The organism is Caulobacter sp. CCNWLW153 (assembly GCF_036889365.1).
Lineage (GTDB): Bacteria > Pseudomonadota > Alphaproteobacteria > Caulobacterales > Caulobacteraceae > Caulobacter > Caulobacter radicis.
Window position 1 is genome coordinate 1 of the sequence record NZ_JBAKFV010000024.1, and the last position, 25,154, is coordinate 25,154.

Genomic DNA, 25,154 nt, shown 5'->3' on the forward strand with positions numbered 1-25,154 from the left:
GCCGGCTTGGACGACACGGCCGCTTCGACGAGGTGCAGCCCGTGGCCCGGCTGCAGCAGGTGGACCATCAGGAGGCCAAGCAGCAGCGACACGGCCGAGGCGCCGATGAACCAGCCCAGGGTCTTGGCGCCGATGCGGCCCACCGCGGCGGCGTCCTCCATGTGGGCGATGCCGGCCACCAGGGTGGTGAACACCAGCGGCGCGATGATCATCTTGATCAGCCGCAGGAAGATGTCGGTGATCAGAGACAGGCCCGAGGAGGCCGACTTGGCCCCTTCGGCGTCCAGGAACTGGTTGCACCCCCAGCCGACGAGCACCCCCAGCACCATCGCGCCGACGATCAGATAGGCGAAGCGTTTGTTCATCGGGTCTTCCGTTCCCCCTCGACCGCGTGGCGACCGGGCCTGCTGAAGCGCCCTCCCAGCAGGCGCATTCGTTTCATGGACGCCCCGGCAAGGGGGCATGTGGCGCCCCTTTTGGCCGAGCGGGGCGGCTTCGTCCATGCCTGGGGCGTCACAAAGGCGCAGGCCGGCGGCGCTATGCTCGCCCAGCGCCTGGCCGCGCCCCGCTCTGGTCAGGCTGCGGCGAGGCTGATATAGGACGCCATGTCTAACCAAGAAAAAGCGATCGCCGTCGTCGAACGGCTCAACTCCGAATACGAGCGCGCCGTCGAGGCGCTGCGCACCGCCCTTCGGGCCTATCTCGAAAATGGAACCCGCCCCGACCCGCAGATGCGGTTCGACGGCTCGTTCACCTATCCCGAGCTGCGCCTGACCTACGACCCCGAGGCCCTGCCGCCGAAGCTGGCGCGCGCCTTCGCCCGGGTCAGCCGTCCGGGCGTCTATTCGACCACCGTCACCAAGCCGGCCCAGTTCAAGGACTACCTGGTCGAGCAGCTGACCCTGCTGATGGACGACTTCGACGTCGAGGTCGAGATCGCCCGCTCCGAGCAGGAGATCCCCTATCCCTACGTGCTGGACGCCAGCATCGACCTGAACCAGGCCGACGTCCGCAGCGAGGACATCGCCCGCTTCTTCCCGACCACGGACCTGGCGTTCATCGGCGACGAGATCGCCGACGGCGTCTGGAACCCGGTGCTGGAGGAAACCCGGCCGCTGGCCCTGTTCGACGGCCTGCGCACCGACTTCTCGCTGGCCCGCCTGCGCCACTACACCGGCGCCCCGGCCGAGCACGTGCAGCCGTTCATCCTGTTCACCAACTACCACCGCTATGTGGACGAGTTCGTCCGCTGGGGCGTGGAGCAGCTGAAGAAGCCCGATAGTCCGTACACGGCGCTGTCGTGCTCGGGCGGCGTGGTGGTGACGGCGCAGACGCCGAACGCCGAGCAGGCCATCGCCGATGGCGCGTGGCGCAAGCACCAGATGCCGGCCTACCACCTGATCGCTCCGAACGGTCAGGGCGTCAGCCTGGTCAACATCGGCGTCGGCCCGTCCAACGCCAAGACCATCTGCGACCACCTGGCGGTGCTGCGCCCGCAGGCCTGGCTGATGATCGGCCACTGCGGCGGCCTGCGCGACACCCAGACCATCGGCGACTACGTGCTGGCCCACGCCTATCTGCGCGACGACCACGTGCTGGACGTGGTGCTGCCGCCGGAGATCCCGGTGCCCTCGATCGCCGAGGTGCAGCGCGCCCTCTACGACGCGGCCAAGGCGATCAGCGGCGACACCGGCCAGGAGCTGAAGAAGCGCCTGCGCACCGGCACCGTGGTCACCACCGACGACCGCAACTGGGAACTGCGCCATAGCCTGTCGGCCCTGCGCTTCAACCAGAGCCGCGCGGTGGCCATCGACATGGAAAGCGCCACCATCGCCGCCCAGGGCTATCGCTTCCGGGTGCCGTACGGGACGCTGCTGTGCGTGTCGGACAAGCCGCTGCACGGCGAGATCAAGCTGCCCGGCCAGGCCAACGCCTTCTACGAGCGGGCGATCAGCCAGCACCTGCAGATCGGCATTCTCACGTGCAAGCTGCTGCACGAGGAAGGTCCCAACCTGCACTCGCGCAAGCTGCGCGCCTTCGACGAGCCGCCTTTCCGGTAAGGATTGGAGCCGTCTGAGAACGACGAAGGGGTGGTGGTCATCCACCGCCCCTTTTTCTTGGGCTTTGCCGAGACCCTACTGGGGAACCATGAAGGCGATCGGGATCGTCACCTTGCCGCCGGCGGTGGGTTTGCCGTCCACGGTCCTGGGCTGCATGCGGAAGAACTGGCTGAGTTGCAGGGCCGCCTCGCCGAACGCATAGGGTCCGTCGCTCTGGCGCAGCACCTCGCAGTTCTCCAGAGAGCCGTCGATGGCGACGCCGCAGGTGATGAGCGCGCGGCCCGAAGCCTTGGCCGCCGCCGCGTCGGCCGGATAGTAACGAGCCAGGTCGTTGGCGTCGGGCTTCTGGATCCAGTCTGGCCGTTCGACGATCGGTCGGGGCGTGACCTCGGGATTGGCGGCCCACACCGCGCCGGCGGCGGCCGAGGCCAGCAGGGCGACGAGGGCCAGGCCGGCCTTGCGGCGCAGCGGGGTGAGGGAGGCGGCGTTCAGCATGGTCAGTCTCTCCTTCAGGGGATGGGGCCCCGCCGCCGGCCAATGGCAGCCGAGCGGGGCGGTCTTGGCCGTCAGCACCGTGCTGAGCAGCGTTTCGGCATAGAGGCGGCGGGCGTGCGGATGGCGCGCGATCACCGCCGCGTCGCAGGCGATCTCCTGGTCGACGCGCAGGGCGCGGGCGGCCAGATGGACCAGCGGGTTGAACCAGCACAGGCATTGCAGGGCCACGACCAGGCCGTTGATGGTCGCGTCGCCCCGGCGCAGGTGGACGTCCTCGTGGGCCAGCACCAGGTCGCGAGCCTCGCCTTGGAAGCGCTGTGCGAAGTCGGCCGGCACGACGATGCGGGGCCGCAGGGCGCCCAGCACCAGCGGGCCGGCGTCCACATGCTCGCCGCGCAGCACGCCGGGGGCGTCGTCCAGGGGCGTCAGCCGGCCGGCGGCGCGTACGAAGCGGAGCTGGCGCAGGGCCAGCAGGCCGAAGGCCGCCGCCGCGCCGATGGCCCAGGCCCCCACGGCGATGTCCGTCAGGCTCGCCATCTGCTGGGTGGTCCGGGCGGCGGCGGCCAGCGCCTTGGGCGTCAGTTCCACCGTCTGATAGAAGGTCATGGCCGTGGGCGCGCGGACCGGGACCAGGCTGACCAGGGCGCACAGCGGCGCGGCCAGCCACAGGGCGTAGGCGGCCAGCGGGCCCAGCCGGTTGCGGACCGGCTTGCGCAGCAGCATCACCGCGACGATGGCGGCGGCCAGGGCGAGGTTGGCGCGGACCAGCGCCTCGACGATGTCGCCGCTCATTTGGCGATCCTCTCGACCAGGGCCTTCAGTTCGGCGACGTCCTCGTCGGACAGCTTGCCGCCCTCCGAGAACTGGGTGACCAGCGGGGCCAGGCGGCCGTCGAACAGCCGGTCGAGCAGGCCCTGGCTCTCGGACTGCACATAGTCGCGGCGGGCCAGCAGGGGGCTGTAGAGATAGCGGCGGCCGTCGGGCTGGGCGGCGATGGCCTTCTTCTTCAGCAGGCGGCTGATCAGCTGCTTGACCGTGCCCTCGGTCCAGCCGTTGGGCTCGCCGACCTCGGCGATGATCGCCTCGGAGGTCAGCGGCGTCTTCCGCCACAGCGCCTCCATGATGACGCTCTCGGCCGAACTGATCTTCATGAGCTGCCTCCCGGTCGATGACGTTTGTCAACGATGGCGACGTTGACAGCTGTCAACGGAGTCGTCAACCGGCGTTTTGCTTGAGCCCCTCTCCTTGAGGGAGAGGGGGCTTCTTCACCGCGAAACCCGGTCCAGGAAGCCGACGATCCCGGCCGCCAGGGACGGCTCCATCACCGCGCTCATGTGGTCGCCGGGCACGCGCTGGGCGCGGCCGTTCGGCAGCAGGCCGGCCAGGGCCTCGGTCGAGCCGTTGTCGTCGTCGCGCTGGCCGGCGATGACCAGGGTCGGGACGTCGATGCGGGCGATGTCTTCGGCCGAGGTCGGCACGAAGGCGTTCAGCACGCCCAGCATGGCCTCGGGCTTGAGGTCGCCGGCGGCCATCATCGCCCGTACGCGGCGGCCGACGCGGGGGTCCTTGGCCTGGTCGCCGTTGCGGATGGCGTCCTCGAACATCGCCGCCCGCTCGCCCGCGCCCATCAAGCCCGAGGCGCCCATGCCGGCCAGGACGAGCCGCTCGGGCCGCGCGCCGCGCACCATCATCCGCACCGCCGTGCGCGCGCCCAGCGAATAGCCCACGAGGTCGTAGTCGGTCAGGTGCAGGTGCGTGACCAGCGCCTGCTGGTCCATGGCCAGCACGTCGGCCGGCCAGGCGGCCGGATCGCTGGGCGCGTCCGAGCGGCCGTGGCCGCGCAGGTCGGGGGCGATCACCTTGCGGCCGGCGCTGACCAGGGCCTGGGCGATGCCGGGCAGGAACCAGTTGCTCTCGGCGCTGGCCAGGAAGCCGTGCAACAGCAGGGTCGGCCAGCCCTCGCCCAGGGTGCGGTAGGCGAGGGAGACGCCATCGAAGCTCTGGAATCGCTGGACCGGAAGCATGGCGGCACAATCCGCTCGCTTGCACGATCCGTCCAGAGTCTCGATTTCGTCGCGGGCTGGGACTACATGCACGCCATGACCCGTCATATCCCCCTGCAAGGCGTCGAGAATTTCCGCGATTACGGCGATTACGCCGCCGGGGGCGGACGCCTCAGGAAGGGACTGCTGTTCCGCGCCGCCCACCAGGCCGACGCCACCGACGAGGACCTGGCGGCGATGGGGGGGCTGGGCCTCGTCACCATCGTCGACCTGCGCCGCGCGCCCGAGCGCCAGCGCGAGCCGTCGCGCCGCTGGACGGGCTTTTCGGCCCAGGTGATCGACAACGACCTGGGCGGCGAAGGCGACGATCCCTGGCAGACCTTCCTGCGCGGCTGGGACTACGCCGAGGCCGACCTGCGCGCCTACATGGCCCTGTCCTATCGCAGGAAGCCGTTCACTCCGCGTCACGTCGACCTGTTCACCCGCTACTTCGCGGCGCTCGCGGAGGCCAAGGGGCCGGTGCTGATCCACTGCGCCGCGGGCAAGGACCGCACGGGCCTGCTGGCCGCCCTGACCCATCACCTGGCCGGCGTGTCGCGCGACGATCTGGTCGAGGACTACCTGGCCACCAACGACCCCGAGCGCTACGCCCGCATCGGCGAGCGGATCGGCCGCTATCTCGCCGGCTACACCGGCTCGGTCCCGCCCGAGGCGGCGATCCGCGCGGCCCTGGCGGTCGAGGCCGAATATATCCTGGCCTCGGTCGAGGCCATCGAGGCCGCCCACGGCTCCATCGACGCCTATCTGGAGACGGTGCTCGGCGTTGACGGCAAGGCCCGCGAGGCGATCCTGGCGCACATCCTGGCCTGATGGCCGATTTTCGCGTCTTGATGAAGAAGGCGTGACAAACCAGCGTTCGCGGGCGAGGCTCCGCTTCAGGGTCGCGTCAGACGACCCGCAGCAGGGCGGATACCATGAGCGAGGTCTTGGACGGCGCGCCCGCGCGCCTGGGCGTCGAACGGGCGGCTGGGCGAAAGCCGCTGAACCGGGGCGGATGGTCCTGGGTGCTGCACCAGGGCTCGCGCGACGTCTATGTGGTGCTGGTCACCATCTACATCTTCGCTCCCTATTTCTCGGGCGTGCTGGTCGGCGACCCGGTGCGGGGCCAGGCCCTGATGGCCCAGATCGCCACCACCTACGGCCTGATCGTCGCCCTGACCGCCCCGATCCTCGGCGCGGCGGTCGAGAAGTACGGCCCGCGCAAGCCGCTGGCCGCCACCCTGCTGACCATCATGCTGCCCGCGCTGATCGTGCTGTGGTGGGCGACGCCGGCCGGCGGGCTGCCCCTGGCGGTGACGGCCGGGGCGCTGATCGTGCTGGGCGTGGCCTACAATTGGGGCGACGTGGCCGCCAATTCCCTGCTGCCGCGCGCCGCCGCCGAGCCCGGCCAGGCCTCGTTGCTGTCGGGCCTGGGCTACGTGTTCTCCAACGGCCTGTCGGTGCTGATGCTGATCTTCATGCTGTGGGGCTTCGTGCTGCCGGGCCAGGTCGACTGGCCGGGGATCCCCAAGACGCCCTTGCTGGGGCTGTCGACCGGCCATCATGAGCCCAGCCGCCTGTCGGGCCCGCTCTCGGCGCTGATCATGGCGCTGGGCGCGATCCCGTTCCTGCTGTGGACGCCGGACGCGCCGCGCACGGGTCTCGGGATCGGCGCGGCGCTGAAGGCGGGCCTGGCCCTGCTGCGCGACACCTTCGCCAACCTGCGCGGCCACCGCGACGTGGCCACCTTCCTTGCCGCGCGCATGCTCTATTGCGACGGCATGACCGCGCTCCTGGTGTTCGGCGGCCTGTTCGCGGCCGGGGTGATGGGCTGGGGCGCGCTGGAGATGCTGGTCTACGGCGTGTCGCTGAGCCTGGTCGGCGCCTTGGGCGGCTTCCTGGCCCCCAAGCTCGACCGGGTGCTGGGACCCAAGCGCGCCGTACAGATCGAGATCGCCGGCTGCCTGGCGGCGCTGATCTGCCTGCTGGGCATGCGGCCCGACCGCATCCTCTACGTCTTCGCCTACGACCCGGCCGGGCCGGCGGCCTGGGACGGGCCGATCTACCGCACCCTGCCCGAGCTCTTCTATGTGGGCCTGGGCCTGGTCATCGCCGTCTGCGTCACCGCCCAGTACGCCTCGAGCCGGACCCTGCTGGTGCGCCTGGCCCCGGCCGACCGCACGGCGGCCTTCTTCGGGCTCTACGCCCTGTCGGGCACGGCGACGGTGTGGCTGGGCTCGGCCCTGGTGGCGGCGGCCACGACGCTGTTCCACAGCCAGGTCGCCGGCTTCGTGCCGATCGTGGCCCTGATGGCGCTGGGCGCCCTTGGCCTGTTCGCCGTGCGCGGCGGCGGGCGCGAGGCTTGAGGCTGTAGCCGCCGGCCGCGCGCGGCGCTATCACCCCGCGATGCGCGACGTCGCCCTCATCGCCGCTCCGTGGCGGGACCCCCTCTGGGCCGCGGCCCCCTTCCGGGACGAACCGTTCGCCTGCGCCCTGCTGTCGGGCGGTCCGGGCGAGCGGTGGTCCTACCTGGTGCGCGCGCCCGACCAGACCCTGACCCTCGAGGCGGCCGACCGGCGCGACCCGTTCGCGGCCCTGGCGGCCATGATCGGCGCGGCCCTGCCCAGCGATCCCGAAGGCCCGCCGTTCCAGGGCGGCGTCCTGGGTCTGGCCGCCTACGAGCTGGGCGACCGCATCGAGACGCTGGACCTGGCGCGCGGCGACTGGCCCGATCTGGTCTACGCCCGTTATCCGGCCCTGCTGGCCTTCGACCACCTGCAGCGTACGGTCGTCGCCGTCGGGCGCGGCGAGGGGCGGGCGCAGGCGCAGGCCCGCGCCCGCGCGGCGCTGGCCTGGCTGGACGCCCCGGCCCGCGATCCCTTCGAGGGCCGCTTGTGCGACGCCTTGGAGGCCGAGCCGCCGGCCGCCTACGAGGCGGCGGTGGCGCAGGTGGTCGAGCGGATCCTGGCCGGCGAGATCTTCCAGGCCAACATCGCCCGCGCCTGGCGCGGCCGCCTGGCGCCGGGCGCCGATCCCTTCGACCTCTTCGCCCGGCTGCGCGGCGCCAGCCCCGCGCCGTTCGCCGCCTATCTGCGCCTGCCCGGGCGGGCGATGGTGTCCAACTCGCCCGAGCGGTTCCTGAAGGTGCGCGGCGGCGAGATCGAGACCCGACCGATCAAGGGCACGCGTCCGCGGGGCGCCGATCCCGCCAGCGACCGCGCCCTGGCCTTCGAGCTGTCGGCCAGCGCCAAGGACCGGGCCGAGAACCTGATGATCGTCGACCTGATGCGCAACGACCTGGCCCGGGTGAGCCCGCCGGGCAGCGTGCGCACGCCGCAGCTGTTCAAGGTCGAGACCTTCGCCAACGTCCATCACCTGGTCTCGACGGTGGAGGGGCGGCTGAAGCCGGGGCTGGGCGTTTCCGACCTGCTGCGCGCGACCTTCCCGCCGGGCTCGATCACCGGCGCGCCCAAGGTGCAGGCCATGAAGGTGATCGCCGGCCTGGAGGGGGCGCGCGGTCCCTATTGCGGCTCGCTGTTCTGGGCCGGCTTCGACGGCGCCTTCGAGTCCAGCGTCCTGATCCGCACCGTCGGCCTCGTCGAGGGCCAGGACGGCTGGACGCTGGAGGCCAAGGCCGGGGCCGGCATCGTCGCCGACAGCGACCCGCTGTCCGAGCGGCTGGAGACCGAGGCCAAGATCGACGCCCTGCGCCGGGCGCTGACGGGGGAGGGCGCATGATCCCGCTCAATGATCGCGGCCTGCTGCTGGGCGACGGCCTGTTCGAGACCCTGCTGGCGCTCGACGGCCAGGTCCGCCGCGTCGAGGCCCATCTCGACCGGATGGCGGCGGGCTGCGTCGCGCTGGGACTGCCGGCGCTGGATCGCGACCGGGCGCGCGATCTGGTCCTGGCCGCGCCGGGCGAGGCGGGGCTGGTCGCCGGCCGCGCCGCCGTGCGGCTGACCCTGACCGCCGGCTCGGGCGGGCGGGGGCTGGACCGGCCCGAGACGCCCGCCTGCGTGCTGCTGGCGTCGTGCGCGCCCGCGCCGCCGGCCGGCGCGCCGGCCCGGGCGGTGGTCGCCTCGGTTCGTCGCAACGAAGGCTCGCCCGCCTCGCGGCTGAAGACGCTGTCCTATCTCGACAACGTGCTGGCCCGGCGCGAGGCGCGCGCGGCCGGCGCCGACGAAGCCCTGATGCTGAACAACCAGGGCCATCTGGCCTGCGCCTCGGCCGGCAACCTGTTCTGGCTGGAGGGGCAGGCGCTGTCGACGCCGGCCCTGGATTGCGGCGTGCTGGCCGGCCTGGCCCGGGGGCGAGTGATGGCGGCCGCCGAAGGCCTGGGGCTGGAGGCGCGGGAAGTGCGTGCGGGCCTCGAGGCGCTGGCGGGCGCGAGCGCGGTCTTCCTGACCAACAGCCTGACCGGGGTGCGGCCCCTCGTTTGGCTGGACGGTCGCGACCTGGGCGAGGACCCGCGCGTCGCGGCGCTGGCCGCCGCGGCCGGCTAGGCCCCTACTTCACCCAGGCCACAGTCTCGGTTCGGCGCGGGCGCAGATAATAGGTGCGCCGGAAGGTGAACGACGCGTTGTTGAGGCTGAGTGTCGGCGTGTAGCTGTAGCTGGTCGTGCTGATGATCACGCTGCTGCTGGCCGGCAGGACGCTGTCGGGCACGTCGGTCACCACGGCCGAGATGGCCGGGCAGCCGGTCGGGCTGTTCTTGGGCGCGCTCCACGCCACGGTGTCCTTGCCGTTGCTGTCGGACGTCACGCTGTAGAGGCACAGCCGCATGGGCGAGGACGGAAACGGCTTCATGACCGCCTGGCCGATGTTGTAGATGTCGTCGACCCGCGCCTGGTTGATCTGGCCGTTCTGGGCGGCCATGTCGCCGATCAGAGAGGTGGCGTGGAACAGGCGTCGCTGAGCCATCATCGCCTGGGTCAGCTCGGCCAGGCCGACGTAGAACAGCAGCAGCAGCGGCGCCAGCAGGGCGAACTCGACGGCGACGGCGCCGCGGACGTCGCGGGCGAAGCGCTTCCGGGCGGGGCGGGGACGGCGCGGGATCATGCGGGGCAGCTCACGCTGGCGGCCGAGCTGCTGTTGTAGGGCTCGTTGGCGAAGGCGGTGGTGAAACCCAGGTTCGCCTTGCCGCTGCTCTTCTGCAGGACCGACGCCATCAGGGGCGTGATCAGGGGCCAGTCGTAGTAGGCGCGCACGATCACCAGCGAGCTTGGGCCGCCTGGATCCCAGCACGGAGTGTCGGGCGTGGTCAGGCTGCTGGTCGAGGTGAAGGTCGAGACCGTGCGCACGTCGACGCGCAGGCGTCCGGTGCAGCCGCTCTGCAGCCAGCTCATGCGCGCGCAGACATTGTCCTTGAAGGCGCTGGCGGAATTGGAGCTTGAGGTCTGGACCTGGCCGGTGCGGATCTCGCGGCCGGCGTCGATGACCGCGTTCTCCAGCACCATGGAGGCGAAGAAGATCAGCGCCAGCTCGATCAGGCCGAACAGCAGCACCAGGAACGGCGCCAGCAACAGGGCGAACTCGACGGCGGTCGCGCCGTCCTGCGCGCGCGCGAAGCCGCCCAGCCGACGGCGGGCGGCCAGTTGCAGGCGGGCGTTCAGCGAGGCGGGAGGCTTCCCCATGCGGCGGTCCGAGTTTGCGACTTGGGGACCATAGCGGCCGCTCCCTAACCGCGCCCTAACCGCTGGGCGCGCGCACGTACGCATGCGTGCGCTCTATCGTGTCAGGGCTGGCCGGGCGCCGACGGCGCGGTCGTCGGTTCGCTGGCGGTCAGGGCGATGCAGCGGCTGTCGCAGGCGTAGGCCGAGGCGGCCGCGCCGCGCTGGACGGTCACGGCGTCGGCCGAGACGTCGGTCACCAGCACCTGGCCGCCGGCCAGCGAGCGGCCCTGGGCGTCGAAGGCGAACAGGGTTGTCACGCCCACGCGCTTGCCCAGGATCACCAGGGTGCGGTCGTTGACGACGCTGACATCGGCGATCTGCGGGTCGCCGACGACGATCTCGCGGGCCGATCCACCCAGCGGAATGGTGGTCGCCTGGCCCGCGGCCACGGTCATGGTGCGCGGGGCGGGCGCGGTCGGAGCGGCCGCCTGGGCGGCCACGGCGGCGCCGCAGAGGCTGAAAAAGGCGACGAGGGCGAGCGAGAGGCGGCGCATGGCGGTCCTGTCGGAGCGAAATCTGTGACCTCACCCTGACGAAGAATGGTCAATAAAGAACTAAGATTGGCTGGGGTGCGACAAGCTGCGCATTCTCGAATCCCTTGAGCAATAACGGATTTTTGCTCCAGAATTGCCACGTAGTTAAGCGTTGGTAATGGTAAACTCAAATAAACCGAAAGAAAAATCACGAGAAAGTCTCGATGTTTACTGGCGATTAATCGAGGTGGGCGAATTTGATCGTGTTTTCGGGGGTGAACAAGTCGCCATGGCTTGCCGGCCCAGCCAAGTTTTCTCAGCAGGAGATCAAGTCATGTCGAAGTTTGTCACGCGCTTCCTGAAGGACGAGTCGGGCGCCACGGCCATCGAGTACGGCCTCATCATCGCTCTGATCTCGGTCATCATCGTCACCGTCTTCGGCTTCCTGAAGGGCGGCCTGGAATCGGCCTTCCAGAGCACCGCCGACACCCTCTCGAACCCGAACCCGTAAGGCGCGGATCGGAAAGGGAGACGTCCAATGGCTCGGCTATTTGGTCGCTTCCTAAAGGACGATCGCGGCGCCACCGCTATCGAGTACGGCCTCATCGCCGCGCTGATCAGTGTTGTCGTCGTCGCCGTCGTCCCCCTGCTCGGGCCGCCCTTGGAGGCGCTTTTCGAAGGGGCGGGCAACCGTCTCGAAAGCGCCGGTAAATAGGGGCGACAAGCCGAGAGGCCGCTAAGTCAAGGGCCGCGACATTTCGATGTCGCGGCCTTTTTCTTTGCCTGCCGGCCAGGGTCTTCTCATGTTTCCGACGGTCTAGTCTGGAAACCATTGCTTCATCGGCGGCGACTAGACTGGCGAACGATCCAGGATCGAGAGCCGCCATGCAAAGCCTGCAAATCCTTCCGCTGATCGTCTTCGCCGGGCTGGCCGTCGTCGCCGCCCTGAAGGACGTCACCAGCTACACCATTCCCAACTGGATCTCGCTGGCGCTGATCGCGGCCTTTCCCGTCGCCGCCCTGGTCGGCGGCGTCGGCTGGGCGCAGGCGGGGCTTTCGCTGGCCGTCGGTCTTGGCCTGCTGCTGGTCGGCATGGTCATGTTCGCCCTGCGCTGGGTCGGCGGCGGCGACGCCAAGCTGCTGGCGGCCTGCGCCCTGTGGATGGGCGTTCCCGGCATCGCGCCGTTCCTGCTGACCACCGCCCTGGCCGGCGGGGCCCTCACCCTGGGCCTGATGAGCCTGCGCTCGGGATGGCTGGCGCCGATGATCGCCGGGGGACCGGCCTGGGTGCGTCGCCTGGGCGACCAGAAGGGCGACATTCCCTACGGGGTGGCGATCGCCGCCGGGGCGCTGGCGGCCCTGCCGCAAAGCATCATCGGCCAAGCTTTGCTCAACTGATTGCGAGCGGCTCCCGGCTTTCGGGAGTCCGCGTCAGGCTGTCGCGGTCGGAACCCGCATTCCACGGGGCTTCCTTTAGCGGCTGTTAACCATGGGCGCCGCAGTTTGCGATGCGGCCAGAACGGCTGTTCGACCCCTGCGTCCGGCGGAGTGAAGCTCTCCAGGCGCGCCGAACCCGTCCTGCCGACGCCAGAGCCTCGCCGCGCATGAACCCTGTCAGAATCATCATCGTCCTGGTCGCCGCCGCTTCGGCGATCGGCCTGGCCATGCTGATGCAGAAAGCCATGGGCGGCAAATCCGCCAGATCCGAGGTCGTCGCCTCGGCTCCCGGCGCCCCCACCCTCGACGCCAAGCCCATGACCCTGGTCCTGGTCGCCAAGCGCGACCTGGCGATCGGCACGCGCCTGACCAAGGACGACGTGGATTGGAAAGCCTGGCCGGCCGACGCCGTCAGCCCCGTCTACATCACCAACGGCGCGGCCCCGGTCGAACCCGAGGGCGCGGCCAAGGTGGTCAAGACCGCCGCGCAAGCCACCGGCGTTCTGGGCGGCGCTCCGCCGGAAGCCGCCGTCGAGGGCGCGATCGTTCGCGACCCGCTGCTGGCTGGCGAACCCATCGTGCCACGCAAGATCGTCCGCGGCGGAGAGGGCGGCTACCTGTCGGTCGTGCTGTCGCCCGGCGCCCGCGCCATGGCCGTTCCGGTCACTTCCGAGACCGCCGCCGGCGGCTTCATCCTGCCCGGCGACCGGGTCGACGTGCTGATGAGCCGCGACGCCCCTACCGGCGACGCCAACAGCGGCGGCAAGCAGGTCGTCGCCGAAACCGTGCTGCAGAACATTCGCGTCCTCGCCCTCGACCAGGCCACCACCGCCGAGAAGGACGCCAAGACCATCGTCGCCGCCACGGCCACCCTCGAGGTGCGCCCGGCCGAGGCCGAGGCGCTGACCCGCGCCAAGGCCGCCGGCCCCGTCACCCTGGCGCTGCGCGCCTACACCGACCTGGGCGGCCCCTCCGGCGTCGCCGCCCCGACCCAGGATTCCACGGTCATCCGCATCAATCGCGGCGGACAGACCTCCAGCATCGCGGTGCGCCAATGACCCGCCGGTTCGCCTCCCTCTCCCTTTCGGCCTCGCTCGCCGTCATGACGGCCCTGGCGCCCGCCGCGCCGGCTCTGGCCGACGGCTACGCCGGCGACCGGGTGTACCGCCCGACCCGGGCCGCGCCGCGCGCGCCGGCTCCGGTCGTGACCTATGCGTCCCCGCCGGTCGCCGACCAGGTGCTGCGGGTCGACCTGACCGCCGGTCCCGACGCCCGGGTGCTGAACCTGCCGCGCGGCAAGTCGGCGATCATCGAGCTGCCTGTCGACGTGCGCGACATGCTGGTGACCAACCCGCAGGTGGCCGACGCCGTCCTGCGCAGTCCGCGCCGCATCTACGTGCTGGGCGTGGGCAAGGGCTCGACCGACGCGGTGTTCTTCGACGCCGCCGGCCGCAAGCTGCTGACCCTGGCCATCCGCGTCGACGAGGACGCCGGCCTGCTGCAGGACACCCTGCGCAAGGTGCTGCCGGACTCGCGCATCGAGGTGCAGCCGGTGCGCGACAGCGTGATCCTGACCGGCACGGTCGCCAACGCCGGCGACGCCAGCAAGGCCGCCCTGGTCGCCCAGCAGTTCGTGGGCAAGCCCGAGCTGGTCGTGAACATGCTCAGCATCGCCGGCAAGGACCAGGTGATGCTCAAGGTGCGGATCGTCGAGGTCCAGCGCAGCATCATCAAGCAGCTGGGCGTCTCGACCAACAACCTGCTCAACGACGGCTTCAAGACCTACAGCCTGGGTCGCGAGAACACCTTCGCCATCAATGGCGGCATGGTCGGGGGCATGAACGCCTGCTACGGCCGCAACAACATCCGCACGACGAACTATACCAACAACGCGTCGGTCACCAACCAGGGCAGCGTGACCAGCGGCAACACGACGTCCAACGGCAGCTCGGTCTCCACGACCGTGCAATCCACCGACCCGCTGACCGGCACGGTGACCACCACGACCACCACGAGCGCTGGCCCGACGTCGTCGACCGGCACGAGCAATTCGCTGACGGGCATCATCTCCAGCGCCGCCAGCAACGCCTACAGCATGGCGACCGGCAACAACCTCAACGCCTGCCTCCAGGCCTTCGAGCGCGTGGGCCTGATCCGCACCCTGGCCGAACCCAACCTGACCGTGGTGTCGGGCGAGGCCGGCAAGTTCCTGGCCGGCGGCGAATTCCCGGTTCCGACCGGCAGCGACAGCGACGGCCGCGTGACCGTCGAGTTCAAGCCCTACGGCGTGGGCCTGGGCTACACGCCCGTGGTGATGTCGGGCGGCCGCATCTCGCTGAAGCTGTCGACCGAGGTGTCGGAGCTGTCGAGCCTGGGCGCCTTCACCCTCGGCTCGGGAACCTCCTCGACCCTGGTGATCCCGGGCCTGTCGGTGCGCCGCGCCGAGACGACCGTCGAGCTGCCCTCGGGCGGCGCGCTGATGATCGCCGGCCTGCTGCACCAGCAGACCAAGGAGAACATCGACTCCCTGCCGGGCATGACCTCGCTGCCGGTCCTGGGTTCTCTGTTCCGGTCGCGCGACTACCTGAACGGCGAGACCGAGCTGGTGGTGATCATCACCCCCTACATCGTCGACCCCACCCGGCCGCAGGACCAGCAGACGCCGGCCGACGGCCTGCAGATCGCCGGCGACATGAGCACCGTGCTGCTGGGCCGCCTCAACAAGGTGGTCAAGGCCCCGCCGGGCGCCAATTCCGAGCGGACCTACCAGGGTCCGGTCGGCTACGTGATCGAATGAGGACGCGGACCATGACGCGAGCCAAGACCCTTCGCGCGATCCTCGCCGGCGCCGGCCTGCTGGCCCTGGCCGCTTGCGCCACGACGGGCGGGCAGGGCCCCGCCCCGGCCACCGCGACCACGCAGTGGGACGACAAGGTCCAGGTCGTCGCCGCGCCCGACGAGGTGCTGCTGGCCGTTCACGCCGAGGGGCTTTCGCCCCGCCAGGTCCAGGCGCTCGACGCTCTGCTGGCCCGGTTCAACGAGGCCGAGGCCAGGGAGCTGGTCGTGCTGGCGCCGGTCGGCGGGCCGCGGGCTCCGGACGCCGGCCGCATGGCGGCCGTCGCGAGGGCCTACCTGATCGACGCGGGCGCGCCGCGCTTCGCCGTTCGCATCGACTCCTATCCCGCCGACGGCGACAAGGATCCGCCGCTGCGCGTCGGCTATCTGCGGCATACGGCGCAGATCCCGCGCTGCGGGTCCTGGGAAAACCTGACCGCGACCCGCAACAACGACGCCTATGGCAACTTCGGCTGCGCGGTGACCGCCAACATGGCCGCCCAGGTGGCCAATCCCGCCGACTTGCAGGGCCCGCGCCGCGAGGATCCGGTCGACGCCATGCGTCGCGGGGTGGTGATGGAGAAGTACCGCGCCGGCCAGGTGACCGCCTCGCAGAAGGACACGCAGTCCGACGGCGCCGTTTCTCGGGTGGTGAAATGACGACCTTCCGGACGACCGATCCCGATCCGTTCGACCTGGGCTTCGAGGCCGACGACGAGTTCGCCGCGCCCGCCGGGGGTGATCCCTGGCGCACGGCGCCCGCCCCCGCGGCGGCGGCCGGCGACCCCTTCGCCGACTTTCCGCCGGCCCGGCGGCCGGAAGCCCGCCCGGCCGTCGCTCCGGGGCTGGCGAGCCTGGCCTCAAATCCGTTCGCCGACCTGGCCCCGCCGGTCGCGCAGCCGCCGCGCCCCGCGCCGGTCGCCGCGCCCGAGCCCGCGCCGCCGGCCATGGACTGGAACATCTCGACCCATGAAGACGTCCTGCCGGGCGTCGACGCCGGCGTCGGCGAGGCCAGCGTGCCGCGCATCGCCATCCACGCCTTCGGCGTCCGCGCCGAGACCCTGGCGGTCATCGAGGCCGCGGCCGCCGACCGCCGCATGGTCCGCGCCTCGGTCGTCGCCCGTCACGGCGGGCTGGAGGCGGCCGTCGACTTCTACCAGAACCAGCCGACGCCCTCGCTGGTGCTGGTCGAGACCATGGACTCGGCCCAGCGCATGCTGGCCTTGCTGGACGGCCTGGCCCAGGTCTGCGACCCCGGCACCAAGGTCGTGGTCATCGGCCAGACCAACGACATCGCCCTCTATCGCGAGCTGATGCGCCGCGGGGTCAGCGAATACCTGACCCAGCCCAAGAGCCCGCTGCAGGTGATCCGCGCGGTCACCGCGCTCTATTCGGATCCGTCGGCGCCGTTCGTCGGCCGCCAGGTCGCCTTCGTCGGCGCCAAGGGCGGGGTGGGCTCGTCGACCCTGGCCCACAACTTCGCCTGGTCGATGGCCGAGCGGATGGAGGCGGCCACCGTCATCGTCGACCTCGACCTGCCGTTCGGCACCGCCGGCCTCGACTTCAACCAGGACCCCCTGCAGGGCGTGCTCGACGCGCTGAGCCAGCCCGAGCGCCTGGACCCGGTGCTGATGGACCGCATGATGGTCCGCTGCGGCGACCGCCTGTCGCTGCTGGCCGCCCCGGCCACGCTGGAGCAGGACTACGACATCGGCGCCGACGCCTACGAGGAGGTGACGCAGAAGATGCGCGGCGCCGCCCCGTTCGTGGTGCTGGACCTGCCCCATACCTGGGCGCCGTGGACCCGCAAGGTGCTGGTCGCCAGCGACGACCTGGTGATCGTCGCCACGCCCGACCTGGCCTCTCTGCGCAACGCCAAGAACATCGTCGACCTGGTGCGCCAGGCGCGTCCGAACGACATCCCGCCGCGCCTGGTGCTCAACCAGGTGGGCGTGCCGGGCCGTCCCGAGATCCCGGTCAAGGACTTCGGCGAAGCCCTGGGGGTGACCCCGTCGCTGGTGCTGCCGTTCGATCCCAAGCTGTTCGGCCAGGCGGCCAACAACGGCCAGATGGTGGCCGAGGTGGCGCCCAAGTCGAAGGCGGCCGAGGGCGTCGACCACCTGGCGCGGCTGATCAGCCGCCGCGAGGCGCCGGCGGCGACCAAGTCGGCGTCGATCCTGTCGGGCCTGTTCAAGAAGAAGTAGGGGCGAATGTTCGGCAAGCGCGATCAGGCCACCGTCACCGAGCGCCAGGCGCCGCCACCCGCCCCGACCGGCGGGACGGCCATCGCCACGCGCCCGCAGCGCGTCGATCCCGCCGCGCCCGCGCCGGCCGCGCCGGCCAAGCCGGCGACCGCGCCCAAGGCCACCCAGGGGCTGGAGCAGCTGCGCGCGGCCCAGGGCCAGCCCCAGACCGCCACGATCGTCCGTGAGCAGAGCGACTACTACCACGCCACGAAGACGACGATCTTCAACGCGCTGCTCAACACCATCGACCTGTCGCAGCTGGCCCAGCTGGACCAGAAGGCCGCCGCCGAGGAAATCCGCGACATCGTCGCCGAACTGGTGGCGATCAAGAACGTCTCGATGTCGGTGTCCGAGCAGGAGCACCTGGTCCAGGACATCATCAACGACGTCCTCGGTTACGGCCCGCTGGAGCCGCTGCTGGCCCGCGACGACATCGCCGACATCATGGTCAACGGCGCGCACCGGGTGTTCATCGAAGTCGCCGGCAAGGTGCAGCTGACCAACGTCCGCTTCCGCGACAATCTCCAGCTGATGAACATCTGCCAGCGGATCGTCAGCCAGGTCGGCCGCCGGGTCGACGAAAGCTCGCCCATCTGCGACGCCCGCCTGCCCGACGGAAGCCGGGTCAACGTCATCGCGCCCCCCTTGGCCCTGGATGGTCCCACCCTGACCATCCGGAAGTTCAAGAAGGACAAGCTGACGATGAAGAACCTGGTGGAGTACGCCTCCATCAGCCCCGAGGGCGCGCGCGTCCTCGGCGTCATCGGCGCCTGCCGCTGCAACGTCATCATCTCGGGCGGCACCGGCTCGGGCAAGACGACCCTGCTCAACACCATGACCGCCTTCATCGACCCCACCGAGCGGGTCGTGACCTGCGAGGACGCGGCCGAACTGCAACTGCAGCAGCCGCACGTGGTGCGCCTGGAAACCCGTCCGCCCAACCTCGAAGGCCAGGGCTCGGTGACCATGCGCGACCTGGTCAAGAACTGCCTGCGGATGCGTCCCGAACGCATCATCGTCGGCGAAGTCCGCGGTCCCGAGGCCTTCGACCTGCTGCAGGCCATGAATACCGGCCACGACGGCTCGATGGGCACGCTGCACGCCAACAGCCCGCGCGAGGCCATCAGCCGCGTCGAGAGCATGATCACCATGGGCGGCTACGGCCTGCCCTCCAAGACCATCAAGGAGATGATCGTCGGCTCGGTCGACGTGATCATCCAGGCCGCCCGCCTGCGCGACGGCAGCCGCCGCATCACCCACGTCACCGAGGTCGTCGGCCTGGAAGGCGACGTCATCGTCACCCAGGACCTGTTCGTCTACGAGATCACCGGCGAGGACGAGAACGGCAAGGTGCTGGGCAAGCACCGCTCGACCGGCATCGCCCGGCCGCGCTTCTGGGATCGCGCCCGCTACTACGGCCTCGAGCGCGAGCTGGCCGAGGCGCTGGACGCGGCTGAGTAGGGCGGGGTCATGTTCATCCTGATCGCGGTCCTGGGCTTCATCACCATCGCGGGGCTCGGCTTCGTCCTGACGGGCGGCGGCGAGAGCGCCAACGCCAAGGCGTCCAAGCGCGCCCAGGTGATTGTCGGCGGCGGCGAGCGCCAGGTCGCCGCGCGGGCCAAGGTCGCGGCCAACACCCCCGACGCCCGCCGCAAGCAGATTCTCAAGACGCTCAAGGAACAGGACCGCAAGCAGAAGAAGGCCACCCTGACGATCGCCGCGCGCCTGCGGGCCGCCGGCCTGGGCGAGAACGTCAAGCTGTTCTGGATCATCAGCGCGGTGCTGGGGTTGCTGGTCGCCGTGATCCTGCTGGCGGTTCGTCAGATGCCGGTCGTGGCCCTGGCCGGCGGCTTCGCCGCGGCCTTTGGCCTGCCGCGCTGGGTAGTCGGGTTCCTCGGCAAGCAGCGCACCAGGAAGTTCATCGACGCCTTCGCCGACGCCATCGACATCATCGTCCGCGGCATCAAGTCGGGCCTGCCGGTCCATGACTGCCTGAAGATCATCGGCAAGGAGAGCCCCGAGCCCCTGGCCGCCGAGTTTCGCACCCTGACCGAGAACATCGCCATGGGCATGCCGCTGGATGCGGCGCTGGAGCGGCTCTACGAGCGCATGCCGACCGCCGAGGTGCGGTTCTTCGCGATCGTGCTCAACATCCAGCAGAAGACCGGCGGCAACCTGGCCGAGGCGCTGGGCAACCTGTCGACCGTGCTGCGCTCGCGCAAGCTGATGGCCGAGAAGATCAAGGCCCTGTCGGCGGAAGCCGTGGCCTCGGCCTTCATCATCGGCTGCCTGCCGCCCGGCGTGATGATCCTCATCACCGTCATCGCCCCCGACTACATGAGCACCCTGTTCACCGACCTGCGCGGCCGCCTGATGCTGCTGGTGGCGGCGGTCTGGATGAGCATGGGCATCTTCATCATGCGCCGCATGATCAACTTCAAGTTCTAGGGAGACGCGCATGGTCCAGATGCTGACGGATCCTTCGAACCTGCTGACCGCCTTCGTGGCGCTGGTGGTGTTCGCCACCATCATCACCCTGGCCGCGCCGGTGATGAGCAACAACGGGCTGGAAAGCCGGCTGAAGTCGGTGGCCAACCGCCGCGAGGAGCTGCGTCGCCGCTCGCGCGCGGCCATGGCCCAGAAGGGCGCCACGGGCTCCAGCCTGCGCCACACCGACGAGGGCGTCTACAAGACCATCGTCGACCGGTTGCAGCTGTCGAAGCTGCTGGAAGATCCCAAGGTCGTCGACAAGCTGGCCCAGGCCGGCCTCCGCGGTCCCAAGCCGGTGTCGACCTTCTACTTCTTCCGCTTCGTGATGCCGTTCGCCTTCGCCCTGCTGGCGGCGATCTACCTGTTCGGCATGAACGGCTTCGGCCTGCAGATGACCCAGAAGCTGACGATCTGCGTCGGCGCCCTGACGGTCGGCTACTACGCGCCCAACCTCTACATCCAGAACGTCGCCCAGAAGCGTCGCGAGTCGATCGTCGCGGCCTTTCCCGACGCGCTCGACCTGCTGCTGATCTGCGTCGAGAGCGGCATGTCGATCGAGGCGGCGATCCAGAAGGTCAGCGGCGAGGTCGGTACGAGCTCGATGGAGCTGGCCGAGGAACTGTCCCTGCTGACCGCCGAGCTGTCCTATCTGCCCGACCGGCGCCTGGCCTATGAGGGCCTGGCGCGCCGGACCAACCACCCCGGCATCAAGTCGGTGGCCACGGCCATGATCCAGGCCGAGCGCTATGGCACGCCGCTGGGCGCGGCCCTGCGGGTGATGGCCAAGGAAAACCGCGAGCTGCGCCTGTCGGCCGCCGAGAAGAAGGCCGCCAGCCTGCCGCCTAAGCTGACCGTGCCGATGATCGTGTTCTTCCTGCCGGTGCTGTTCATCGTCATCCTGGGCCCGGCCATCCTCAAGGTCACCGACCTGATGGCCAAGAAGCCGGTCGGCTGAACTCCCCGAAAAGTCGACCCCCGCCGGCGCAGGTTCCGGCGAGGGTCAGTCAGGGGAAGGGGATCAGCCCGCCAGGCGGGTTTCGGCGCGGCCGAGGAAGGCGGCGTGGGTCGGCAGCGAGGCGGCGGTGCGGCCGGCGATGCGGGCCAGGTCGTCCAGCCAGCCGTCGACCTGGGCGTCGGCGACCACGGCGGTCATCGGATGGGCCGCGGCCGGGGTCACGCCCTGGCCCAGCAGCACCTGCACCCAGCTGCTTTCCTTGAAGAGGTCCTCGTCGCGGCTGAACACCCGGCCGCTGCCGGCGAACAGGGCGATGCGCGCGGCCAGGGTCTCGGGGATCTCCATCGCCTTGCGGCTGGCCCAGAAGGGCGTGTCCTCGCGCTGGGTGGCCTTGTAGTGCAGGACGAGAAAGTCGCGGATGCAGGCGTATTCCTGCTCGGTCTGGCGGTTGAACTCGTCGGCCAGCAGCGGGTCGAAGCCCCGGTCGGGAAACAGCGCCAGGAGGCGCGCCAGGCCCGACTGGACGAGGTGGATGCTGGTCGACTCCAGCGGCTCCATGAAGCCCGAAGCCAGGCCCAGGGCCACGACGTTGCGGTTCCAGCTCTTCCTGCGGCGGCCGGTGACGAAGGTCAGCAGGCGCGGCTCGGCCAGGGCCTGGCCTTCCAGGTTGGCCATCAGGGTGCGGGCGGCGGCGTCCTTGTCGGTCCAGGCGCTGGAAAAGACGTGGCCGTTGCCGGTGCGGTGCTGCAACGGGATCCGCCACTGCCAGCCGGCGTCGCGGGCCCAGGCGCGGGTGTAGGGAACCGGCGGGGCGTCGTCGCGGCTGGGCACGGCCCAGGCGCTGTCCATCGGCAGCCACTTGCGCCAGTCCTCGTAGCCCGATTTCAGCGTCTCCTCGATCAGCAGGCCGCGGAAGCCCGAGCAGTCGATGAAGAGGTCGCCCTCGACCCGGCGGTCGCCCTCCAGGGCCACGGCGCGCAGGAAGCCGCTCTCGCCGTCCTGGTCGACGCCGACGATGCGGCCCTCGATCCGCTGGACGCCCCGGGCCTCGGCATAGGTGCGCAGGTGACGGGCATAGAGGGCGGCGTCGAAGTGGAATGCCCAGGTCAGGGGCTCCGACCCGCTCGCTTGCGCCGGAGGAACGCGGCCGAAGCGTCCGGCGCGGGCGGCCAGGGCGTTGGCCGACCAGGCCCAGAAGTCGTCGCCGGCGGTTCCGCGCCGGCGGGCGTCCAGCCAGTAGTGATGGAAGGGCGTGGTTCCCAGCGGCCGGCCGACCGGGCCGAAGGCGTGCATGTAGCGGTGGCCGGGGGCCAGCCAGTCGACGAACTCGATGCCCAGCTTGATCGTGCCTTCGGTGGCGCGAAGGAAGGCGTCCTCGTCCAGGCCCAGGAAGGCGTTGAAGTTGCGCAGCTGCGGGATCGAGGCCTCGCCGACCCCGACCGTGCCGATCGCCTCGGACTCCACCAGGCTGATCTTCGCGGCCGGGCCCAGGGCGCGGGCCAGCATCGCCGCGCTCATCCAGCCGGCCGTGCCGCCGCCGACGATGACGATCCTGCCGATGCGGTTGTCCGCCATGGCCTTTAAGTCCCTCTCTCCCTACGAAAAGCAAAAAGCCCCGCCGGCGGACCGGCGGGGCTCCTGGTGGCGGCCTAGAACTTGTAGGCGACGCCTAACATGTAGGTGGTGCCGTACTTCTGGTAGTCGATGGTCCGGCGCTTATCGCCGTTCTCGTAGGTCTTGAACGGCTCGTCGGTGATGTTGTTGGCTTGCAGCATCAGCGACAGGCCCTCGAAGCGGCCCTCGCGGAACTCGTAGCCGATCTGGGCGTCGAGCACCGATTCAGCGTCCACCGTGCGGTAGATCCGGGCGGCCGACAGGCCGGCCACCTCGCCCAGGAACTTGCCGCGGTAGCGGTTGCTGATCCGGGCGTTGAAGCCGTTGTTCTCGTAGTAGAACGTGGTGTTGACGACCTTCTTCGACAGGCCGGGCATGTCGATCGGGTCCATGTTGTCTTCCAGCTTCACTTCGCTGTCGGTCAGCGAGGCGCTGAACTGCAGGCCGAAGTGGCGCAGGGGCTCCCACAGCAGGTCGCCTTGCAGCGAGGTCGAGAACTCGACGCCGCGGATGAAGCCGCCCTTGCCATTGTCGGGACCGGTGACCAGGCCGACGGTGGTGCCGAGCGCGGCCTGCTGGGCCGGGGTCAACAGGTAGGTGAAGGCCGCGAAGTCCTTGTAGCTCGAGGAGTTCGAGTTCACGTAGTTCGACAGCTTCTTGTAGTAGGCGGCCACCGAGACATAGGCCGAGCGGCCGAAGTACTTCTCCAGCGACAGGTCGACGCCGTCGGCGATATATGGACGCAGGCGCGGGTTGCCGCCGTTGGCGCTGAAGTACGACTGGCTCGGATTGGTCGAGGTCAGGTAGGCCGGGTTCTGGTTGAACGACTGGCTGGCGCGCAGTTCGTCCATCCGGGCGCGGGCCAGGGTGCGGGCCAGGCCGACACGCAGCAGGGTCTCGTTGCTGAGGTCGAACGTCAGGTTCAGGCTCGGCAGCACGTAGGTGAACTTGTCGCCGTCGTCGGTCGACATCGGGTTGGCGACGTTGTTGGGATCGACGGCCACGCCGGTCGAGAACTGGTCGGTATAGACCACCTGCACGCCGGCGTTGCCGGTCACCGGGATCGAGCCCAGCGTGCTGTCGATGCCGAACTTGGCGTAGGCCAGGTGGACCTCTTCGCGCACCGACCAGTTGCGGGTCTGCACGGCGGGGTTCTGGTCGGCGATCAGCGTGTAGACGCCGTTCTTCAGCAGGTACATCGGATCATAGGCCAGCATGCCCTTGATGCCGATCATGTCGAGGCTGACCGTGCCCAGGATCGCCGCGGCCGGGATGGCGCGGCTGGTCGGGGCGCCGTCGGCGATGCGGCCGCCGAAGGTCAGGAAGCTTTCGTGCACTTCCTTGGACTTCTCGCGCAGGCTGCCATTGTAGGCGATCTCGACGCTGTTGATCGGCCCCCAGGACAGGTCGCGCTTGGCGGCCAGCTTAACGGCCTTCAGCTCGTCCTCGATCTCCGGGGTGTTGTAGAAGCCCGCCTGGGTCAGGGCCCCGCCGGCCGCGCCCGCGCCCCACCCTTGCGGGTCGGTCAGCACGATCTGGGCGGCGTTGGCGTAGTCCAGCGTCGAGCTGAACAGGGTGCCGGCGCCGGGCGTGGTGCGGAAGCTCAAGGTGTCGGTCGCGCCGCTGCCGCTGGGGCCGGTGCCCGAATAGGACTCGAAGATCACGTCCTTGCGCTCGGCGTGCGACCAGGAGAGGTCGGCGCTGGCCGTCCAGCCGTTGTCGAACGTGTAGGCGGTGTTCCAGCCCAGCGAGGCCAGCTTGGCGTTGCGGGTGTTGAGGTCGTTGCGCATCACGCCCTTGACCCCGGTGTAGGTCCCGGCGGTCACGAAGCCGTCGGTGACGGTGTAGCCGGGCTGCAGCGTGGCCGAGCTCCAGTAGAGCGGCAGCTCGATGCCGCGCAGGATCTGCTTTTCCTTGAAGTCGGAATAGTAGGCGTCGAGCGAGGTGTGGAACTTGTCGTTCGGCTTGTACTCGAACACGCCGATCACGCCGGTGCGCTTGAGGTTGTTGGACTGGTTGTAGGGCTTGGCGCCGCCGATCACCAGGTCGTTGGCCGCGCCCGTGGTGGGATAGCCCCAGGCGTTGAAGCGGCGGCTCTGGGTCGGCGACGAGATGTGCGAGACCGACAGGGCCACGCCGACGGTGTCGTCGGCGAACTGGTCGACGAAGGTGGCGCTGAAGCGGCCGCCCTTGTCCTTGGCGTCGGGGTTCAGCTTCTTCTCGCCGTTCATCTCGTAGCGGGCGTTGGCCGAGATGACCGTCTTGCCGTAGTCGAGCGGGCGGATGGTGCGCAGGTCGACCGTGGCGGCCAGGCCCTGGCCGACGACGCCGGCGTCCGGGGTCTTGTAGACCACCACGCCGCTGAGGATTTCCGACGGATACTGGTCGAACTCGACGCCGCGGTTGTCGCTGGTCGAGACCTGCTCGCGGCCGTTCAGCAGCACGGTGTTGAAGTCGGGGCCCAGGCCCCGGACCGAGATCGACTGGGCGCGGCCGTCGAGGCGCTGGGCGGTCAGGCCCGGCAGGCGCGCCAGGGATTCGGCGATCGAGGTGTCGGGCAGCTTGCCGATGTCTTCGGCCGAGACCGTCTCGACGATCGAGCTGGAGGCCTTTTTCAGGGCGATCGAGTTCTCGATCGAGGCCCGGATGCCGGTGACGGTGATTTCCTCGACGGCGTTGTCTTCGGTGGTCTGGCCGGCGGCCGGGGTCTGCGCCTGGGCCGCCCCGGCGGCGAGCAGCAGCGCCAGGCCGGTGGCGGCCCCGCTCATCAGCGCCGCGCGGCGCAGCTTGAATCGGATGTCCATGTGTTCCCTCCCGCAAGTTGGTCCGCGCGGT

The 25,154-nt window shown here is 70.0% G+C and carries 24 protein-coding genes; 15 read left to right on the forward strand and 9 right to left on the reverse strand.

What is annotated here, in order from left to right; translation table 11 throughout:
• Window positions 1–365 (reverse strand): cation:dicarboxylate symporter family transporter (locus V6S85_RS25160; RefSeq protein WP_334350638.1); only part of this gene is annotated, 365 nt, incomplete at its 3' end.
• Window positions 366–605: 240 nt separating this feature from the next.
• On the opposite strand from V6S85_RS25160, the gene V6S85_RS25165 reads away from it, so the two are divergent.
• Window positions 606–2,060 (forward strand): AMP nucleosidase, encoded by a 1,455-nt coding sequence (locus V6S85_RS25165; protein ID WP_116568946.1) that lies wholly within the window; start codon window positions 606–608, stop codon window positions 2,058–2,060.
• A gap of 75 nt (window positions 2,061–2,135) precedes the next feature.
• Here V6S85_RS25165 and V6S85_RS25170 read toward each other — a convergent pair whose 3' ends face one another.
• The 3 genes from V6S85_RS25170 to V6S85_RS25180 form a co-directional block, all read right to left on the reverse strand.
• Window positions 2,136–3,347 carry a TonB family protein gene (locus tag V6S85_RS25170; protein WP_116568947.1) on the reverse strand — a complete coding sequence of 404 codons (1,212 nt, stop codon included), beginning with the start codon at window positions 3,345–3,347 and terminating at the stop codon, window positions 2,136–2,138.
• The gene (locus V6S85_RS25175; protein ID WP_116568948.1) at window positions 3,344–3,706 is read right to left on the reverse strand and encodes a BlaI/MecI/CopY family transcriptional regulator; all 363 of its coding nucleotides are present in this window, start codon (window positions 3,704–3,706) and stop codon (window positions 3,344–3,346) included. Before V6S85_RS25175 ends, V6S85_RS25170 begins: the two co-directional genes overlap by 4 nt.
• Before the next feature lie 114 nt (window positions 3,707–3,820).
• Window positions 3,821–4,579 carry an alpha/beta fold hydrolase gene (locus V6S85_RS25180; RefSeq protein ID WP_334350639.1) on the reverse strand — a complete coding sequence of 253 codons (759 nt, stop codon included), beginning with the start codon at window positions 4,577–4,579 and terminating at the stop codon, window positions 3,821–3,823.
• Between the two features lie 75 nt (window positions 4,580–4,654).
• On the opposite strand from V6S85_RS25180, the gene V6S85_RS25185 reads away from it, so the two are divergent.
• The 4 genes from V6S85_RS25185 (at window position 4,655) to V6S85_RS25200 (ending at window position 9,099) form a co-directional block, all read left to right on the forward strand.
• Window positions 4,655–5,428 (forward strand): tyrosine-protein phosphatase, encoded by a 774-nt coding sequence (locus V6S85_RS25185; protein ID WP_116569015.1) that lies wholly within the window; start codon window positions 4,655–4,657, stop codon window positions 5,426–5,428.
• 104 nt (window positions 5,429–5,532) lie between these two features.
• Complete coding sequence (locus V6S85_RS25190) at window positions 5,533–6,963, forward strand: MFS transporter (protein WP_334350640.1); 1,431 nt, start codon at window positions 5,533–5,535, stop codon at window positions 6,961–6,963.
• A gap of 40 nt (window positions 6,964–7,003) precedes the next feature.
• Entirely contained in the window at window positions 7,004–8,335 is a 1,332-nt protein-coding gene (gene pabB, locus V6S85_RS25195; protein ID WP_334350641.1) for an aminodeoxychorismate synthase, component I, read from the forward strand.
• Window positions 8,332–9,099, forward strand: coding sequence for an aminotransferase class IV (locus V6S85_RS25200; protein WP_334350642.1), 768 nt, complete (start codon window positions 8,332–8,334; stop codon window positions 9,097–9,099). The genes pabB and V6S85_RS25200 overlap by 4 nt, the downstream gene beginning before the upstream one ends.
• Before the next feature lie 4 nt (window positions 9,100–9,103).
• On the opposite strand, the gene V6S85_RS25205 is transcribed toward V6S85_RS25200, so the two are convergent.
• From V6S85_RS25205 to V6S85_RS25215, 3 genes are all read right to left on the reverse strand, one after another.
• On the reverse strand, window positions 9,104–9,655 hold the full coding sequence (locus V6S85_RS25205; protein ID WP_334350643.1) for a TadE/TadG family type IV pilus assembly protein: 552 nt from the start codon (window positions 9,653–9,655) through the stop codon (window positions 9,104–9,106).
• Window positions 9,652–10,230: a TadE/TadG family type IV pilus assembly protein gene (locus V6S85_RS25210; RefSeq protein WP_334350644.1), complete on the reverse strand. Its 579-nt coding sequence runs from the start codon at window positions 10,228–10,230 to the stop codon at window positions 9,652–9,654. The genes V6S85_RS25205 and V6S85_RS25210 overlap by 4 nt, the downstream gene beginning before the upstream one ends.
• A 101-nt stretch (window positions 10,231–10,331) precedes the next feature.
• Window positions 10,332–10,763, reverse strand: coding sequence for a pilus assembly protein N-terminal domain-containing protein (locus tag V6S85_RS25215; protein WP_116568955.1), 432 nt, complete (start codon window positions 10,761–10,763; stop codon window positions 10,332–10,334).
• 313 nt (window positions 10,764–11,076) lie between these two features.
• Here V6S85_RS25215 and V6S85_RS25220 point away from each other — a divergent pair, with 313 nt between their 5' ends.
• The 10 genes from V6S85_RS25220 to V6S85_RS25265 all read left to right on the forward strand — a co-directional run bounded on the left by V6S85_RS25220 (window position 11,077) and on the right by V6S85_RS25265 (window position 20,705).
• Window positions 11,077–11,253, forward strand: a complete 177-nt coding sequence (locus V6S85_RS25220) for a Flp family type IVb pilin (protein ID WP_101718664.1) — start codon at window positions 11,077–11,079, stop codon at window positions 11,251–11,253.
• A gap of 27 nt (window positions 11,254–11,280) precedes the next feature.
• Window positions 11,281–11,457: a Flp family type IVb pilin gene (locus V6S85_RS25225; protein WP_334350645.1), complete on the forward strand. Its 177-nt coding sequence runs from the start codon at window positions 11,281–11,283 to the stop codon at window positions 11,455–11,457.
• A gap of 170 nt (window positions 11,458–11,627) precedes the next feature.
• Window positions 11,628–12,140 (forward strand): A24 family peptidase, encoded by a 513-nt coding sequence (locus tag V6S85_RS25230; RefSeq protein ID WP_116568957.1) that lies wholly within the window; start codon window positions 11,628–11,630, stop codon window positions 12,138–12,140.
• Between the two features lie 206 nt (window positions 12,141–12,346).
• Entirely contained in the window at window positions 12,347–13,237 is an 891-nt protein-coding gene (cpaB, locus tag V6S85_RS25235) for a Flp pilus assembly protein CpaB (protein WP_116568958.1), read from the forward strand.
• Window positions 13,234–14,976, forward strand: a complete 1,743-nt coding sequence (locus V6S85_RS25240) for a type II and III secretion system protein family protein (protein ID WP_334350646.1) — start codon at window positions 13,234–13,236, stop codon at window positions 14,974–14,976. Before cpaB ends, V6S85_RS25240 begins: the two co-directional genes overlap by 4 nt.
• A gap of 11 nt (window positions 14,977–14,987) precedes the next feature.
• Complete coding sequence (locus V6S85_RS25245; protein ID WP_334350647.1) at window positions 14,988–15,674, forward strand: CpaD family pilus assembly protein; 687 nt, start codon at window positions 14,988–14,990, stop codon at window positions 15,672–15,674.
• Window positions 15,671–17,218 (forward strand): AAA family ATPase, encoded by a 1,548-nt coding sequence (locus tag V6S85_RS25250; protein ID WP_334350648.1) that lies wholly within the window; start codon window positions 15,671–15,673, stop codon window positions 17,216–17,218. Before V6S85_RS25245 ends, V6S85_RS25250 begins: the two co-directional genes overlap by 4 nt.
• Window positions 17,219–17,224: 6 nt before the next feature.
• Window positions 17,225–18,721 carry a CpaF family protein gene (locus V6S85_RS25255; protein WP_116488490.1) on the forward strand — a complete coding sequence of 499 codons (1,497 nt, stop codon included), beginning with the start codon at window positions 17,225–17,227 and terminating at the stop codon, window positions 18,719–18,721.
• Window positions 18,722–18,730: 9 nt separating this feature from the next.
• Window positions 18,731–19,708 carry a type II secretion system F family protein gene (locus V6S85_RS25260; RefSeq protein ID WP_116568962.1) on the forward strand — a complete coding sequence of 326 codons (978 nt, stop codon included), beginning with the start codon at window positions 18,731–18,733 and terminating at the stop codon, window positions 19,706–19,708.
• A 10-nt stretch (window positions 19,709–19,718) separates the two neighbouring features.
• Window positions 19,719–20,705, forward strand: a complete 987-nt coding sequence (locus tag V6S85_RS25265) for a type II secretion system F family protein (protein ID WP_116568963.1) — start codon at window positions 19,719–19,721, stop codon at window positions 20,703–20,705.
• Between the two features lie 63 nt (window positions 20,706–20,768).
• Here V6S85_RS25265 and V6S85_RS25270 read toward each other — a convergent pair whose 3' ends face one another.
• Entirely contained in the window at window positions 20,769–22,280 is a 1,512-nt protein-coding gene (locus V6S85_RS25270) for a tryptophan halogenase family protein (protein WP_334350649.1), read from the reverse strand.
• Window positions 22,281–22,354: 74 nt separating this feature from the next.
• Window positions 22,355–25,123, reverse strand: coding sequence for a TonB-dependent receptor (locus tag V6S85_RS25275; protein ID WP_334350650.1), 2,769 nt, complete (start codon window positions 25,121–25,123; stop codon window positions 22,355–22,357).
• Window positions 25,124–25,154: the final 31 nt, after the last annotated feature.